The sequence below is a fragment of the Sphingomonas arvum genome (assembly GCF_026013565.1).
Lineage (GTDB): Bacteria > Pseudomonadota > Alphaproteobacteria > Sphingomonadales > Sphingomonadaceae > Sphingomicrobium > Sphingomicrobium arvum.
Map to the genome: position 1 here is coordinate 690,434 of NZ_JAPDOB010000002.1, position 15,130 is coordinate 705,563.

Genomic DNA, 15,130 nt, shown 5'->3' on the forward strand with positions numbered 1-15,130 from the left:
CCCGCGCCGGCGCTCAGGCTTCGGCCGCCTCGCTCTGCAGCTGGATGTAGTTGGGCAGGCCCATGCGCTCGATCATCTCGAACTGGGTCTCGAGATGGTCGACATGGCTTTCCTCGTCGCGCAGCACTTCGGCGAACAGGTCGCGGCTGACATAGTCGCGGACGCCTTCACAGTAGGCCACCGCCTCGCGGTACATGCTCACCGCCTCGACCTCGGCGTCTAGGTCGGCGCGGAGTATCTCCTCAACCGTCTCGCCAATCCGCAGGCGGCCGAGCAGCTGGAAATTGGGCAGGCCGTCGAGGAACAGGATGCGCTCGGCAAAGCGGTCGGCATGCTTCATCTCGTCGATGGACTCGTGCCGCTCATACTGGGCCAGCTTGGCGATGCCCCAATGCTCCAGCAGCCGGTAGTGCAGCCAATATTGGTTGATCGCGGTCAGCTCAGCCTTGAGCGCCTCGTTCAACAATTCGATGACCTTCGGGTCGCCCTTCATGCCCATGTCCCCTTTGAGCGGCCTCTTACCGCAAGTCGGCCGCGGAACGAAGGGCCGGCGCTCAGGCGGCGTTGGCGGCCGGCAGCTGCTCGGTGCGGGCGCGCTCGTCCTCAATGATCTGGCGGGCGAACGGCAGGCAGGTGCCGCACTTGGCCTTGCAGCCGAGCCGCGCGTAGGCCGAGCCCGGCGAGCGCGCACCCTGCCGGGTGGCGGCCCGCAGCTGCTCTTCGCGAATCGCATTGCAGACGCAGACGATCATGCGGAGCAGAATGCCCGCACTGCGAATGATTTGCAATAGCGAGTAGTTCAGGCCGCCAGCTCGCCGTTCATCAGCCTGGGGAAGAAGCCTTCGTGCGCGGTGCGGAGTTCGGCCAGCGAGACCTCCGACAGGCCGTCGAAGCGATCGGCCTCCCATTCCTTCACATCGACGAACTTGATGCTGTCGCCGCCAACTGCGCCGATGATGGCGCATTGCACGCCCGCTGCATCGCACGCTTCTTCCAGCGCCGTGAGGGCGGACATCTGCTCATCATCGGCGACGGTGACGATGTAGAGCCCTTGGTCCTCGCCAAAGGCATCGGCGGTAAACGGCTCCCACAGCAGCACCTCGGCGCCAAGGTTGCCGGCCAGCGCCATTTCCGTAAGCGCGACCGCCGAACCGCCGTCCGACACGTCGTGAACGGCGGTGACCATGCCTTGGTCGATCAGGTCGCGGACCAGCGCTCCAACGACCAGCTCATGATCGAGATCGACTTCCGGCGGAGCGCCGGCCTGCTGCCCGGCGATCTCCCGCAGCCACAGCGACTGGCCGAGGTGACCATTGCCGTCGTTGCGTCGGCCGCCGACGAGGCAGATGGTGTCGCCTTCGTTCTTGAAGGCAATGGTCGCGCTCTTGCGCCAGTCAGGCATCAGGCCGACCGCACCGATCGCCGGCGTCGGCAGGATGGCGCTTCCGCCGCCAGTCGCCTTGCTCTCGTTGTACAGGCTGACGTTGCCGCTCACGATCGGAAAGTCGAGCGCGCGGCAGGCCTCGCTCATACCCTCCAGGCAGCCGACGATCTGGGCCATGATCTCCGGCCGCTGGGGGTTGGCGAAGTTGAGGCAATTGGTCACGGCGAGCGGCGTCGCGCCCACGGCCGACAGGTTGCGATAGGTCTCCGCGATGGCCTGCTTGCCGCCCTCGACGGGGTCGGCATAGCAATAGCGCGGCGTGCAGTCGGTGGTCATCGCCAGCGCCTTGTCCGACCCGTGCACCCGGACCACCGCCGCGTCGCCGCCCGGCCGCTGCACCGTGTCGCCGCCAACCTGCGTGTCGTACTGCTCCCAGATCCAACGCCGGCTGGCGAGGTGGGGTGAGCCCATGAGCTTGAGGAGGTCGCCGGCAATGTCCGTGCTCTCCGGCAACTCGCCCAGCGGCTTCACCTGCGCCCAGGCTTTGTATTCCTCCTGGGTGAGGTGCGGCCGGTCGTAGAGCGGCGCTTCGTCCGCCAGCGGCCCCAGTGGAATGTCAGCAACGGTCTCGCCCCGCCAGACCAGCTCCATGCGGCCAGTGTCGGTGACTTCGCCGATAACCGCGAAGTCCAGCTCCCATTTGCGGAAGATCGCTTCTGCCTCCGCCTCCCGGCCGGGCTTCAGCACCATCAGCATGCGCTCCTGGCTCTCGGAGAGCATCATCTCGTAGGGCGTCATGCCCTCTTCGCGGCAGGGCACCTGGTCCATCACCAGCTTGATGCCGACGCCGCCCTTCGATGCCATCTCGACGCTCGAGGAGGTGAGCCCGGCCGCGCCCATGTCCTGGATGGCGACGATCGCGTCGGACGCCATCAGCTCCAGGCAGGCCTCAATCAGCAGCTTTTCCGTGAACGGGTCGCCGACCTGCACGGTGGGGCGCTTCTCCTCGCTGTCCTCGCCGAAGTCGGCGCTAGCCATGGTCGCGCCATGGATGCCGTCGCGGCCCGTCTTGCTGCCGACGTACACGACAGGGTTCCCGACCCCGGCGGCGGCCGAGTAGAAGATCTTGTCGGTCTTAGCGACACCGACGGTCATGGCGTTGACCAGGATGTTGCCGTCGTAGGCGGGGTCGAAGCTCACCTCGCCGCCGACCGTCGGCACGCCAACGCAATTGCCGTAGCCGCCGATGCCGTGGACCACGCCGCTGATCAGGTGGCGCATCTTGGGATGGTCGGGCCGGCCGAAGCGGAGCGCGTTAAGGTTGGCGACCGGCCGCGCACCCATGGTGAACACGTCGCGGAGGATGCCGCCAACGCCCGTCGCCGCGCCTTGGTAGGGCTCGATGTAGCTCGGGTGGTTGTGCGACTCCATCTTGAAGATGGCGGCGTCCCCGTCGCCGATGTCGATCACGCCAGCATTCTCGCCTGGGCCGCAGATCACCCACGGCGCCTCAGTCGGCAATTTTTTCAGGTGAATGCGGGAGGATTTGTAGGAGCAATGCTCCGACCACATGACCGAGAAGATGCCGAGCTCGGTCAGGTTCGGCTCGCGGCCCAGCGCGTGGAGCAACCGCTCATATTCTTCCGGGGACAGGCCGTGCTCGGCGACGATCTCGGGCGTGATCTCTGGCATGAGCGGCGGATAGACGGGCCACGGGCAAAGAAAAACCCCCGGCCGTCGGGCCGAGGGTTCGTGGAAGCTGGTGATGCGGTGCGCTTAAGCCTTGCAGCTCTGCGATCCCTTGCCGGGGCGCTCCAGCGTGATGCTGGACGCCGCGGAGGTGCCGGCAAGGCTGTAGCCGCCAGCGGCGGTGAACGGCGCCTTGCCGTCGGCGCCCGGCAGCAGCTGGGTCGGCGTGCCGGTCCTCTCGGTGCGGAAATTCGCGCCAGCCGGCTGGCCGTTCTTCTCAAGCCAGTCGAGGTAGACAAGGCTGTTGTCCTTGCAGCGGTAAATCTTGCTGGCAGCGATCGACGGCGGCAATTCCACCGGCGGAGCGTTCTTCAGCTCATTGGCCATCGGGTCGGCGGGGCCGTTCTGCACGATGGTATGATCGTCGTTGTTGCAGGCCGCAAGCGCGAGGGCGGCGGCGACCGGGAGGAGGAGAAGGGTACGGTTCATGGCGGGCGCTTTCGCGGTTGCGAGATGAACGGTCAATGGCTGATCGGGCCCCGAGTTTGCATTGCACCAAAGAGGGGCATAGTCTGCCAATGCTTCGGGGGCGGAGGGCAACAGCGGCTTTGGATAACATGCAGCGTATCCGCTACGGCCTGACCGGGCTCGCCCTGGTGTTTCTGATCGTCCTGCTGGGCACGGCCATCATCCGCAGTAGCGGCGCGGCCGACGACTCCAACGCGGTCAACGCCGCGCAGCCCAGCGATCCGCTCGGCGAGCTGGGGGTCGCCCCCGGTCAGAGCGACGGCGAGAACGCGGCCGCCAACGGCGCACAGTGAGGTCGGGCGTGGCGGCGCTGGCCGCGCTGCTACTGCTGTCCTGCCAACGCCAGGAACACCGACAGACCCGCCATGGAGAGGCCGTTCCCCAGCCGCAGCTCGCCCTCCTGACCGGATTGCCGCTGGTGTTTGGGGAGGGGTTCAGCCTCGAAGCGGCCAAGCACCCGGTGATTGCCCGCCTCGAGCGCGACTACCAAGTCCGGCTGGTCGACGGTCCCGAGCAGCTCGGGACCGCGCGGCTGCTGCTGGCCGCGCAGCCGCGGGCGCTGACGGCCGGGCGGTTGGTTGCGCTCGATGAATGGGTGAGGGCCGGCGGCCGGCTCGTGCTGCTGGCGGACCCGCTGCTAAGCTGGCCGACCGACCTGCCGCTGGGCGATCCGCAGCGCCCTCCCTATGAATATGCCGACACTGGGCTGCTGGCGCACTGGGGCCTCAGGCTCGAACGCCCTGACAGCTCCCGAGCGGCAATGCTGACGCTGGCCGGGCAGGCCGTTGCTACGCCATCCCCGGGCACGCTGAACGGAACTGGGGGTAAGTGCCGGATCTCGCCGGACCGTCACAGCGCAGCCTGTGGACTGGGCAAGGGACGGGCGGTCGTGGTCGCGGATGCCGATTTCCTGAGGTCGGCCGCGGGTCCGGAGGCGCTGGCCGAGCAGCTCGAGCAGCTCAAGCGCTAGGCATTCCCGAGTCTTTCCGCACAGGCTTATCCACAGGAGTTAACAAACCGTGCACAGCTGTGCGGAACCGTCCTGTTGTGCTCCGGAAGCCGCAGAAATCCGCGAAAACGCACGATAGCCCATCAAATCCCATCAAATCCCATTGTCACCCATGCCCACCCGAGTTACACACATGGCAGCGCGGGGCTGACCTAGAATCGGTCACACAGCGCCGGGAGCACGGCTAACCCCGTGATTCCGGCGAACGGGGTCCTTTGCCTGCGCGCGGCGGGAGTGGTTCGCGGTGGCATTGGAGCACCTGTTTCAAGGCAGTGCGCTCAACGCGGTGGACGCCAAGGGGCGCGTCTCCGTGCCCGCCTTCCTGCGCACGGTGATCGAGCGCCGCGGTGATGCCCGCACCATCGTTCTTGCCAAGCACAGCCAGTTCGCCTGCCTCGACGCGTATGATCCCGCCTACGCGGCGCTGAAGCACGCCAAGCTGGAGCGACTGCTGGAGAAGCAGGAAGAGAATGCAGACGCGCAGCTGGTCTACCAGCAGCGCAACCTGATGGCGTTCGCGGCGACCGAAGAGGTGCCGTACGACAGTTCCGGCCGAGTGCTGCTGCCGCCGATGATGCGCCGCAAGGGTGGCATCGCCGACCTCGCCCTGTTCCTGGGCACGGGGGAGACCTTTCAGATCTGGAACCCGCAAACGCTCCTTGGGGACCACAACATCCCCGAGGATCTCAAGGACATCTGCCGTTACCGGCTCGAAGAGCGGGGAATCAGCGCGTGAGCACTGTCCCCAGCCCCGCTCAGGCCCACGTGCCGGTACTGGTCGATGAAGTCGTCGCGGCGCTCGCCATTGTTCCGGGCGAGACGCATGTCGACGGCACGTTCGGGGCTGGCGGCTATACGCGCGCCATGCTCGGGGCGGGGGCGGGACGAGTGATTGGCCTGGATCGCGACCCCTCGGCGATCATGAACGGGCCGTCACTCGTCCCAGACCCCCGGCTGACCCTGATCCACGATCGCTTCAGCCGCATGGCCGAGGTGCTCGCCGAGCACGGCCTGCTGCCAGTTGACGGCGTCACGCTCGACATCGGCGTATCTTCCATGCAGCTGGACCAGGCGGAGCGCGGTTTTTCTTTCGGGAAGGACGGCCCGCTCGACATGCGGATGAGCCAGGACGGCCAGACCGCCGCCGACTTCCTCAACGGGGCGGACGAAGCCGAGATCGCGCGCGTGGTCCGCGAATATGGCGAGGAGCCGCGGGCCCGCACGATTGCCCGCGCCATCGTGGCGGCCCGGCCACTGACCCGCACCGGCGAGCTCGCCGCCGTCGTGCGCAAGGCGCTGGGCCACCACTCGGGCATGAAGACCGACCCGGCGACCCGCACCTTCCAGGCCATCCGCATCCACCTCAACGCCGAGCTCGACGAGCTGGAGCAGGGCTTGCGGGCCGCGGAGCGCGCGCTCCGCCCCGGCGGGCGGCTGGCCGTGGTCACCTTTCACTCCCTCGAGGACCGTATCGTGAAGCGTTTTCTGCGAGACCGCAGCGGGGCGGCGCCGGCCGGCTCGCGGCATCGTCCTGATGCCGCGGCCGGCCCGGCAGCCACCTTCACCGCCGTTGCCAAGCCGGTTGCGCCGGGCGAGGCCGAGCTTCTCGCCAACCCACGCGCGCGCTCCGCCCGGCTGCGCAGCGCCGTCCGAACCGACGCCCCCGCCTGGCAGGAGATGGCCGCATGAGCGCGAAGAGCTTCCGGTCCGTCGGCTGGGTGGCCGGCATCGCCGCCACTGCGCTCGGCTGCTACATGGTAAACCTCAAGGTCGCGTCCGAGCGTGCCCAGCTTGAGGATGTCGAGACCCGCATCGTGCTGGCCCAGCGCGACATCCGCCTGCTGCAGACGGAGATCGGCACCCGCGGCCGCCTCGCCCAGTTGGAGCAGTGGAACGTAAAGGTGCTGGCCCTGTCCGCGCCCAAAGCTAACCAGTTCCTGGAAGGCAGCTTCCAGCTCGCCACCCTGACCGCGCCCAAGAAGGTCATCGATCCCTCGGCGCCGGTCGTGCTGGCCTCTGCACCCGCGCCTGTTCGCAGTCAGCCGATAGTGGACCAGGACGGTCCGACGCTCCCCGCGCCCGCACTGGCGACAGCGCCTGTCCAGCCGCGCTCGACTTCGCCGACGGACCTGATGCATGTCGCCAGTCTTAAGCGTGACCTGCCGGACCCTACGCCGCAGAAAGTTGTGGAAAAGCCGCTCGTTCGGCGGATCGTCACTCCCGCGCCCGCGCCTCGGACTGCTAGCCTGTCGGGCGACTCGAAGGGCAAGGCGACGGCCACCGTCGTCCCGGCCGTGAAGGTCACGCCCAAGCCGAAGACGGCGGCGGCGCCGACGACGCTCAAGCCTAAGGTGGCTCCGACCGCCGCGCCCAAGCCGAAGCTCGCCAGCGCCACGCCGACCAAGCCCAAGCCACCCCTACCTTCGACCAAGACCAAGGAAGCCGGCACCAAACGATGAACGCGCCGACGCCCGCTCTCGTCCCCCGGCCCGAGCGGCTCCGCCTGGTCGGCCAGCGCCGTCAGACCCTGGCCGTCATGCACCAGCGGCTGATGTTCGGCATGCTGCTGTTCGCGGGCATCATCGCGGTCATTATGCTGCGCTTGTTCTACCTGGCGGCATTTGGCGATCATGCCGGACGCAAGACGCTGGTCACGAACCTGGTCCCGCCGCGCGGCGACATTGTCGATCGCGACGGGCAGCCGCTCGCCCGCACCATCGATGCGTGGACCGTGGCGTTGCAGCCGGCCAAGGTGATCGGCGACAAGCTGGAACTCGCCCGCAAGCTGGCGGCGCTGATGCCGGAGCATGACGAGGCGGCGTGGCTGCAGCTGCTCCGGTCGGACAAGAGCTTCATCTATCTGCGCCGTCGCGCTTCGCCGAGCCTGGTCGAGCAGATCAATGCGCTGGGCGAGCCTGGCCTGGCGCTCAGCCGCGAGCCCGACCGGCTGTACCCGCAGACCGACCTCGCGGCGCACGTGCTGGGCTTCACGGACATCGACGGCCATGGCGCCGCCGGCGTCGAGCGCGCCTTTGACGAGCAGCTGACCAACCCGGCCACCCGCGGGCAGGCGCTGACCCTGTCGATCAGCAGCGGGGTCCAGCAGGCGCTCGAGCATGAGCTGCTGGAAGCGAAGACGCACTTCTCGGCGCTGGGCGCGGCCGGCGTGGTGATCGACATCAACACGGGCGAGGTGCTGGCGCTGACCTCCTTGCCGCAGCTTAACCCGAATGTCGCCGGCAACTCCGACCCGGACGCCCGCTTCAACCGCGCGACCCAGGGCGTGTGGGAGCTGGGTTCGACCTTCAAGCCGTTTACCGTCGCCATGGCGCTCGATACCGGCAAGGTCCGTTCCATGGGCCAGATCTATTCCTGTCCGTTGGCGCTCAAGGCCTATGGCCGGACCATCACCGACACCCATCCGTTCGGCCGCAACTGCTCGGTCGCCGAGATCATGATGGAAAGCTCCAACATCGGCACGGCGCAGATCGCCGCACAGGTTGGCGCCACCGACCAGAAGCGTTTTCTGAAGGCGATGGGTTTTCTCGATCCCATCAGCGTCGAACTGAAGGAACGTGGCCGCGCGCTCTACCCGCGCGAATGGAGCCCGCTCGACGTGATGACCGTTGGCTTCGGCCACTCCATCGCCGTCACCCCGCTGCACCTCGCCACTGGCTATGCGACGCTGTTCAACGGCGGTCTTTATCGCCCCGCCACCCTGCTGAAGGTCGGCCCCGGCCACGGCGTTGCGCCCGGCCGCCGGGTGTTCAGCGAGGAGACCAGCTACAAGATGCGCTCGCTGCTGCGCCTGGTCGTAACCAGGGGCACGGGCAAGAAGGCCGACGCGCCCGGATACCGCGTCGGGGGCAAGACGGGCACGGCCGAGAAGATCATCAACGGCCGATATTCCAAGGCGGGCCTGAACGTCACCAGTTTCGCGGGCGTCTTCCCGATGGACCAGCCGCGCTATGCCATGGTGGTGATGCTGGACGAGCCAAAAGCCACGGCCGAGACCTTCGGTTTCAAGACTGCCGGCTGGAACTCGGCGCCGACCTTCGGCAAGATTGTCGCCCGGATCGCCCCCATGCTGGGCGTGCGGCCGGACCTCAAGCGTGAGCCCAACATGGCGGAAGTGCTGCCCTTCGTTCACGAAAAGAAGTGAGCCCGGTGCGACTGGAGGAACTGGCCGGCACCGGCACGGGCGAGGTAACCGGATTCGCCATAGACCACCGCATGGTCGAGATTGGCAACGTCTTTGGCGCCTTCCGCGGCAGCGTGCGCAACGGCGAGGACTTCATCCCGGCCGCCGTTGAGCGCGGCGCGGTGGCGGTGATCGCTCGGCCCGAGGCACGCGTCGAGGGCGCGTTGCACATCGCTGACGCCGAGCCGCGCCGGCGCTTCGCCGAACTCGCCGCACGTTTCTTCGCGCCTTACCCTGAGGTCACGGTCGCGGTTACCGGCACTAACGGCAAGACCTCCACGGTCGAGATGACCCGGCAGCTGTGGCGCATGGCTGGGCACCGCTCGGCGTCGGTTGGGACGCTGGGCGTGACCACCGCCGACGACCAGGTGAAGACGGGCCTCACAACCCCCGACATCGTCACCTTCCTGCACAACATGGCGGGCCTGAAGAAGCTCGGCGTCAGCCACGTCGCCTACGAAGCCTCGAGCCACGGCCTCGACCAGTATCGCACCGAAGGCCTGCCAGTCCGCGCCGCCGCCTTCACCAACTTCTCGCGCGACCACCTCGATTACCACGGCACGATGGAGGCCTACTTCGAGGCCAAGCTGGCGCTGTTCGAGCGCGTCGTGGACGCCGACGGCGCGGCCGTGGTCTGGAGCGGCGACCCGAAGAGCGCCGAAGTCGCCGAGCGCGCTCGGCGCCGTGGCCTCCGCGTGGAGACGGTCGGTCCGGGCGGCAGCCTCATCGAACTCGTCAGCCAAATTCCCAGTCCGCTCGGCCAGACCCTGCAGCTCACCCATGCCGGTAAGTCCCACACCCTTAAGCTGCCGCTGATCGGCGCGTACCAGGCGGCGAACGTCCTGACCGCCGCCGGCCTCGTGCTGGTCACCGGCGGCGAGTGGGCCGCGACCTTCGCCGGCATGGGCCGCCTCGCCCCCGTCCGCGGGCGGCTGGAGCGAGCGGTGATCACCCGCGCCGGCGCGCCGGTCTATGTCGACTATGCCCACACGCCCGACGCGATCGAGGCGGCCATCGCCGCGCTCCGCCCGCATGTCGAAGGCCGCCTCATCACCCTGTTCGGGGCCGGCGGCGACCGCGACGAGGGCAAGCGCCCGGAAATGGGCGCGGTTGCGGCACGGCTCAGCGACCTTGTTATTGTCACGGACGACAATCCGCGCAGCGAGGATCCCGCCGCGATCCGCGCGGAGGTGCTCGCCGGCGCCCCTGGCGCGCGGGAGATCGGCGGCCGGCGTGATGCGATTGCGGCGGCCATCGCCGAAGCTCGCGGCGGCGATATCATCCTGCTGGCCGGCAAGGGACATGAAACGGTGCAGATCATCGGGGAGCAGACCCTGCCGTTCGACGACGCCCAGGTCGCGCGCGAGTGCGCGGCGTGAACCAACCGCTGTGGACCTCCGCCGAGATCGAGGCGGCCACCGGCGGTCGCGCCTCGGCCTTGTTCGAGGCGACTGGCATCACCTTCGACAGCCGCGAGGTCGAGCCCGGCTGGCTGTTCGTCGCCATGCCCGGCACCGTCGCCGACGGCCATGACTTCGTCCCCGGCGCGTTCGCAGCGGGCGCTTCCGGAGCGCTGGTCAGCCGGCCGGTCGACGGCCCGCACGTCCTGGTAGACGACGTCCCTGCAGCGCTCACCGCGCTGGCGGTCGCCGCACGCGCCCGGATGAGCGGCAAGGTGCTGGGCGTTACCGGTTCGGTCGGCAAGACCAGCACCAAGGAAGCGCTCGCCGCCGCACTCGAGCGCCGCCACCGCGGCCAGGTCCACCGCTCCTTGAAGAGCTACAACAATCACACCGGTGTGCCGTTGAGCCTCGCCCGGATGCCGCGCGACAGCGTTTATGGCGTGTTCGAGATGGGCATGAACAACCCGGGGGAGATCCGCGCGCTCACCGCGCTCGTTCGTCCGCATGTCGTCCTGATCACCGCCATCGCGCCCGCGCACATCGAGAATCTCGGCTCCATGGAGGCGATCGCGGACGCCAAGGCGGAGATCGCCGAAGGGCTGGAGCCCGGCGGCATTGCCATCATCCCCAACGATACGCCTTACCGCGACCGGCTGGTCGAGGCCGCCCGCCGCCGTGCCGAGCGGGTGGTGACCTTCGGCAGCGGCGATGCGGACGTGGTCGCTATTCATGCCGTCAGGGCGAACGGCGGCGGCAGTCTGGTCACCGCACGGCTGACCGGCAGCGACCTCACCTACACGATTGCCCAGCCTGGTGAGCATTGGGTGTCGAACAGCCTGGCCGTGCTGGCCGCGGTCGAGGCGGTCGGGGCCGACGTCGCCGCGGCCGGGCTGGCGCTCGGCGATCTTGGCGGGCTCAAGGGTCGGGGCGAGCGCCACCGGGTGACGGTAGATGGGGGCGAGGCGCTGCTGATCGACGAGAGCTACAATGCCAATCCGGCGAGCATGGCGGCGACGCTCAAGAACCTGGCGGCCGAGCCGGTCGACGGCCGCCGCCTGGCCGTGCTCGGCACCATGCTGGAGTTGGGCGCGCACAGCGACGCCGAACATGCCGCCCTCGCGCCGCACGTGCTCGCCAGCAAGGTCGACGAACTGATCCTTGTCGGCGAAGCCACCGCTCCGCTCGAACAGGTGCTAACCGGCGAGCTGCCCGTGACCCGCGTCCCCGATGCAGCCACCGCGACCGACGTCCTGCTTGCCACGCTCCGCCCCGGCGATGCCGTGCTGGTCAAGGCGTCGAATGGCGTGGGGCTTGCGAAACTGGTTGAGCGGATGGCAGGGGCCGCAGCCGGAAAGGGGTTCCAGCCCTAATGCTCTACATTCTGGCCGAGGCGCTCGGCTTTCCCGGCCTCCTCAACCTCATTCGCTACATCAGCTTCCGCGCCGGCGCCGCCACTGCGACGGCGCTGGCAATCGGCCTGTTCCTAGGCCCGTGGTTCATCAACTATCTCCGGGTCCGCCAGGGCAAGGGCCAACCGATCCGCGCCGACGGGCCGCAGACCCACCTTGCCAAGCGCGGCACACCGACCATGGGCGGCCTGCTGATCCTCGTCAGCGTTACCATCTCCGTCCTCCTATGGATGGACCTGACGAACCCCTATGTCTGGGCGTGCCTGGCGGTGACGCTCGGGTTCGGCGCGATCGGGTTCCTCGACGACTATGACAAGGTCAAGAAGGCCCACCACGCCGGCATCCCCGGCAAGGTCCGCCTGGCGCTCGAATTCCTGATCGCCGGCTTCGCCACCTGGCTGATGGTCCGCTATTCGGGCACCAACCTCTACCTGCCGTTCGTGCAGGGGTCGGTCGGTGACATCAGCTGGTTGTACGTGATCTTCGGCGCCTTCGTGATCGTGGCGTTCGGCAACGCGGTGAACCTGACCGACGGGCTCGACGGCCTGGCCACCATGCCGGTGGTGATCGCGTCGCTGGCCTTCGTGCTGATCGCCTACCTGGTCGGCAACGCGCGCTACGCCACCTACCTCGGCATCCCGCACGTGCTCGGCACAGGTGACCTTACCGTGCTGCTGCTCGCCATCGTCGGCGCCTGCCTCGCCTTTCTGTGGTTCAACGCGCCGCCGGCGGCCGTTTTCATGGGCGACACCGGCAGCCTGGCGCTCGGCGGCGGCCTCGGGGCGGTCGCTGTCGCCACCCACCACGAGTTCGTGCTGGCCGTGATCGGTGGCCTGTTCGTGGTCGAGGCCTTGAGCGTCATCATCCAGGTGTTCGTCTACAAGCGCACGGGAAAACGCGTCTTCCTGATGGCTCCAATCCACCACCATTTCGAGCACAAGGGCTGGAGCGAGCCGACCGTCGTGATCCGCTTCTGGATCATCGCCTTCGTCCTCGCGCTCGCCGGCCTCAGCACCCTCAAGCTGCGGTGATCACGGCTCGGGCCTGGGCCGGAAAGCACTACGCAGTCTACGGCCTGGCCCGCTCCGGACTGGCGACGGTCCGCGCGCTGGTTGCAAGTGGTGCCAAGGTTACGGCCTGGGACGAGCGGGAGGAGGCAAGGGCGCAAGCGGGAGGCGCCGAGCTACTCGACTTGAACGCGGCCGACCTGAGCCGGTTCGACTCCTTGGTCGTGTCGCCGGGCGTGCCCCTCAACACCCACCCGCTCGCCGCCCGCGCGCGTGGGACGGGTGTCGAGATCATCGGCGACGTCGAACTCTTCGCCCGCGCCCGCCCCGAACTGCCGCCGCACAAGGTGGTCGGGATCACCGGCACCAACGGCAAGAGCACCACGACCGCGCTGGTCCATCACATCCTTGCAACCGCCGGCGTTCCGACCACCATGGGCGGCAACATCGGCTTGCCGATCCTCGCGCAGGACCCGTTGCCCGACGGCGGCGTCTACGTGCTGGAGCTATCGAGCTATCAGATCGACCTGACCCAGAGCCTCGATTGCGACGTGGCGGTGCTGCTCAACATCACGCCCGACCATCTCGACCGGTACGAGAGCTTCGAAGCTTATGCCGCCAGCAAGGCGCGCTTATTCACAATGCAGTCTTCGGATCAGACGGCACTGGTCGATTGGAAGACGTACGAACGAGGCCTCGTCGACCCCGTAGCAGGGTTCAACGGGCTGGCGCTGCCGGAATGGATCGAGCGAGCCGACTGGCCCGCGCTCCAAGGGCCGCACAATGTTGAGAATGCCGCTGCGGCGATCGAGGCCGCCGCGTGGCTTGGCGTGTCCTCGACTATGATCGTCAGCGCTCTCTACAGCTACCCCGGCCTGGCTCACCGTATGGAGCGCGTGCGCGAGCGCGACGGTGTCATGTTCGTCAACGACAGCAAGGCCACGAACGCCGAAGCCGCTGCCCCCGCGCTCGCCGCTTACCCGCGCATCCGGTGGATCGTCGGCGGCCAGGCTAAGACCAAGGAGCTGGGCGACACCGCCCGCCACCTCGACCACGTCGTCCATGCCTACACCATCGGTGAGGCCGGCCCGATGTTCGCCCGGCTGCTCCGTGACCGTGGCGTCCAGGTCACCGAAGCGGAAACGCTTGAAAATGCGGTGAAAGGCGCCGCGGCGGATTCACAAGCCGGGGAGGTTGTTCTACTCTCCCCGGCGTGCGCGTCGTTTGACCAGTTCCGGGACTTCGAAGCACGCGGGGACGCCTTCAAAAGGCTGGTGGGGGACTTATGAGCACAACGCTGGCAGGCAAGCTGAAAGCGGCGCCGTTTATGGACGCAAGCCGCTATGGCCGCTCCGACCGCTCGACGGCCGGCCGCTGGTTCTGGGAGATCGACCGGGTGCTGCTGCTGCTGGTCACCGTGCTGATCGGCATCGGCCTGATCGCCGTGGCCGCTGCTTCGCCCGCCGCCGGGCAGCGCTACTCGGGCGGCACCGTCACCTTCGCGCCGCTCCACTATTTCTACCGCCAGATCATCTGGATCGGCGTCTCAGTCCCGGTGATGATCGCCATCTCGATGATGCCGCGCGAGCGGGCGAAGAAGATGAGCCTGATCGGCGCCGGGCTCTGCATTGTCGCACTGATCTTCGTGCCGCTGGTCGGGCCCGAGGTGAACGGCGCCCGCCGCTGGCTCGGCGTCGGCTTCGCCCAGGTCCAGCCATCCGAGTTCCTCAAGCCCTTCTTCATCGTCGCCTCCGCCTGGCTGCTCAGCCTCAAGGACAAGGACAAGGGCCTGCCCGTGTTCTGGATTAGCGGCGGGCTTACGGGCCTCGTCGCCGCGCTGCTGATGATGCAGCCGGACTTCGGTTCGACCATCATCTTCGGCTCGGTGTGGATCGCCATGCTCGCGCTGGCCGGCCTCAACCTCCGCATCCTTGGCGTCCTAAGCGTGGCGGCAGTGGTCGGCGTGGTGCTGGCCTACTTCTTCTACCCCGTCGCGACCGTCCGCATCGACGGCTTCCTGTTCGGCGAAGGGGACAATTTCCAGGTCGAGAACGCCATGCGGACGCTCACCGCGGGCGGTCTGTTCGGCATGGGCCCGGGCGGCGGCACCCGCAAGTTCGGCCTGCCCGAGCCGCACACCGACTACATCTTCTCGGTCATCGGCGAGGAGTTCGGCCTCATTGCCTGCATCGCCATCGCGGCCATCTATCTGGCGATCGTCGTCCGCGTGTTGATCAAGCTGCTCGACGAGGAGGACAGCTTCGCCCTGCTCGCCGCTGCCGGCCTCGCCGCCCAGTTCGGTTTGCAGGCGCTGATCAACATGGCGGTCAACGTCCAGCTCGCCCCCTCCAAGGGGATGACCTTGCCGTTTATCAGCTACGGCGGCAGCTCGATGCTCGCCTTGTCCATCGGCATGGGACTGTTGCTCGCCTTTACGCGGCGGAACCCGTATCTGAAGCGCTCGCCCTACGTCGTGAAATGGAGCGGGGACCGCTAGACG

The 15,130-nt window shown here is 67.8% G+C and carries 15 protein-coding genes; 11 read left to right on the top strand and 4 right to left on the bottom strand.

Annotated elements, in window-relative coordinates:
* Window positions 1-13 precede the first annotated feature (13 nt).
* The 4 genes from bfr to OMW55_RS10955 form a co-directional block, all read right to left on the bottom strand.
* Entirely contained in the window at window positions 14-493 is a 480-nt protein-coding gene (gene bfr / locus OMW55_RS10940; protein ID WP_264883116.1) for a bacterioferritin, read from the bottom strand.
* 61 nt (window positions 494-554) lie between these two features.
* Window positions 555-752, bottom strand: a complete 198-nt coding sequence (locus OMW55_RS10945) for a (2Fe-2S)-binding protein (protein WP_264883987.1) — start codon at window positions 750-752, stop codon at window positions 555-557.
* Between the two features lie 47 nt (window positions 753-799).
* Window positions 800-3,076 (bottom strand): phosphoribosylformylglycinamidine synthase subunit PurL, encoded by a 2,277-nt coding sequence (purL, locus tag OMW55_RS10950; protein ID WP_264883117.1) that lies wholly within the window; start codon window positions 3,074-3,076, stop codon window positions 800-802.
* Window positions 3,077-3,160: 84 nt separating this feature from the next.
* Window positions 3,161-3,562 (bottom strand): hypothetical protein, encoded by a 402-nt coding sequence (locus tag OMW55_RS10955; RefSeq protein WP_264883119.1) that lies wholly within the window; start codon window positions 3,560-3,562, stop codon window positions 3,161-3,163.
* Window positions 3,563-3,690: 128 nt separating this feature from the next.
* Between OMW55_RS10955 and OMW55_RS10960 the strand changes: the two genes are divergently transcribed.
* The 11 genes from OMW55_RS10960 (at window position 3,691) to OMW55_RS11010 (ending at window position 15,127) form a co-directional block, all read left to right on the top strand.
* Window positions 3,691-3,894 carry a hypothetical protein gene (locus OMW55_RS10960; protein ID WP_264883120.1) on the top strand — a complete coding sequence of 68 codons (204 nt, stop codon included), beginning with the start codon at window positions 3,691-3,693 and terminating at the stop codon, window positions 3,892-3,894.
* An 8-nt stretch (window positions 3,895-3,902) separates the two neighbouring features.
* A complete protein-coding gene (locus OMW55_RS10965) occupies window positions 3,903-4,571 on the top strand; it encodes a GldG family protein (RefSeq protein ID WP_264883122.1) in 669 nt (222 codons plus the stop codon).
* Between the two features lie 283 nt (window positions 4,572-4,854).
* Window positions 4,855-5,346: a division/cell wall cluster transcriptional repressor MraZ gene (locus OMW55_RS10970; RefSeq protein ID WP_264883124.1), complete on the top strand. Its 492-nt coding sequence runs from the start codon at window positions 4,855-4,857 to the stop codon at window positions 5,344-5,346.
* Window positions 5,343-6,299, top strand: a complete 957-nt coding sequence (gene rsmH / locus OMW55_RS10975) for a 16S rRNA (cytosine(1402)-N(4))-methyltransferase RsmH (RefSeq protein WP_264883125.1) — start codon at window positions 5,343-5,345, stop codon at window positions 6,297-6,299. Before OMW55_RS10970 ends, rsmH begins: the two co-directional genes overlap by 4 nt.
* Window positions 6,296-7,069, top strand: a complete 774-nt coding sequence (locus OMW55_RS10980) for a hypothetical protein (protein ID WP_264883127.1) — start codon at window positions 6,296-6,298, stop codon at window positions 7,067-7,069. The genes rsmH and OMW55_RS10980 overlap by 4 nt, the downstream gene beginning before the upstream one ends.
* Entirely contained in the window at window positions 7,066-8,772 is a 1,707-nt protein-coding gene (locus OMW55_RS10985) for a peptidoglycan D,D-transpeptidase FtsI family protein (RefSeq protein WP_264883129.1), read from the top strand. The genes OMW55_RS10980 and OMW55_RS10985 overlap by 4 nt, the downstream gene beginning before the upstream one ends.
* A gap of 5 nt (window positions 8,773-8,777) precedes the next feature.
* Window positions 8,778-10,190 (top strand): UDP-N-acetylmuramoyl-L-alanyl-D-glutamate--2,6-diaminopimelate ligase, encoded by a 1,413-nt coding sequence (locus OMW55_RS10990; protein WP_264883988.1) that lies wholly within the window; start codon window positions 8,778-8,780, stop codon window positions 10,188-10,190.
* On the top strand, window positions 10,187-11,584 hold the full coding sequence (locus OMW55_RS10995; protein ID WP_264883130.1) for a UDP-N-acetylmuramoyl-tripeptide--D-alanyl-D-alanine ligase: 1,398 nt from the start codon (window positions 10,187-10,189) through the stop codon (window positions 11,582-11,584). Before OMW55_RS10990 ends, OMW55_RS10995 begins: the two co-directional genes overlap by 4 nt.
* Window positions 11,584-12,654: a phospho-N-acetylmuramoyl-pentapeptide-transferase gene (gene mraY, locus OMW55_RS11000; RefSeq protein ID WP_264883132.1), complete on the top strand. Its 1,071-nt coding sequence runs from the start codon at window positions 11,584-11,586 to the stop codon at window positions 12,652-12,654. Before OMW55_RS10995 ends, mraY begins: the two co-directional genes overlap by 1 nt.
* Window positions 12,651-13,919, top strand: a complete 1,269-nt coding sequence (locus OMW55_RS11005) for a Mur ligase family protein (protein ID WP_264883134.1) — start codon at window positions 12,651-12,653, stop codon at window positions 13,917-13,919. Before mraY ends, OMW55_RS11005 begins: the two co-directional genes overlap by 4 nt.
* Window positions 13,916-15,127: an FtsW/RodA/SpoVE family cell cycle protein gene (locus OMW55_RS11010; protein ID WP_264883135.1), complete on the top strand. Its 1,212-nt coding sequence runs from the start codon at window positions 13,916-13,918 to the stop codon at window positions 15,125-15,127. Before OMW55_RS11005 ends, OMW55_RS11010 begins: the two co-directional genes overlap by 4 nt.
* Window positions 15,128-15,130: the final 3 nt, after the last annotated feature.

What these genes read in the sequence shown, in the direction of transcription:
- bfr (WP_264883116.1), bottom strand. Translation starts at nt 493, where the DNA reads ATGAAGGGCGACCCGAAGGTCATCGAATTGTTGAACGAGGCGCTCAAG.
- OMW55_RS10945 (WP_264883987.1), bottom strand. Translation starts at nt 752, where the DNA reads ATGATCGTCTGCGTCTGCAATGCGATTCGCGAAGAGCAGCTGCGGGCC.
- purL (WP_264883117.1), bottom strand. Translation starts at nt 3,076, where the DNA reads ATGCCAGAGATCACGCCCGAGATCGTCGCCGAGCACGGCCTGTCCCCG.
- OMW55_RS10955 (WP_264883119.1), bottom strand. Translation starts at nt 3,562, where the DNA reads ATGAACCGTACCCTTCTCCTCCTCCCGGTCGCCGCCGCCCTCGCGCTT.
- OMW55_RS10960 (WP_264883120.1), top strand. Translation starts at nt 3,691, where the DNA reads ATGCAGCGTATCCGCTACGGCCTGACCGGGCTCGCCCTGGTGTTTCTG.
- OMW55_RS10980 (WP_264883127.1), top strand. Translation starts at nt 6,296, where the DNA reads ATGAGCGCGAAGAGCTTCCGGTCCGTCGGCTGGGTGGCCGGCATCGCC.
- OMW55_RS10985 (WP_264883129.1), top strand. Translation starts at nt 7,066, where the DNA reads ATGAACGCGCCGACGCCCGCTCTCGTCCCCCGGCCCGAGCGGCTCCGC.
- mraY (WP_264883132.1), top strand. Translation starts at nt 11,584, where the DNA reads ATGCTCTACATTCTGGCCGAGGCGCTCGGCTTTCCCGGCCTCCTCAAC.
- OMW55_RS11010 (WP_264883135.1), top strand. Translation starts at nt 13,916, where the DNA reads ATGAGCACAACGCTGGCAGGCAAGCTGAAAGCGGCGCCGTTTATGGAC.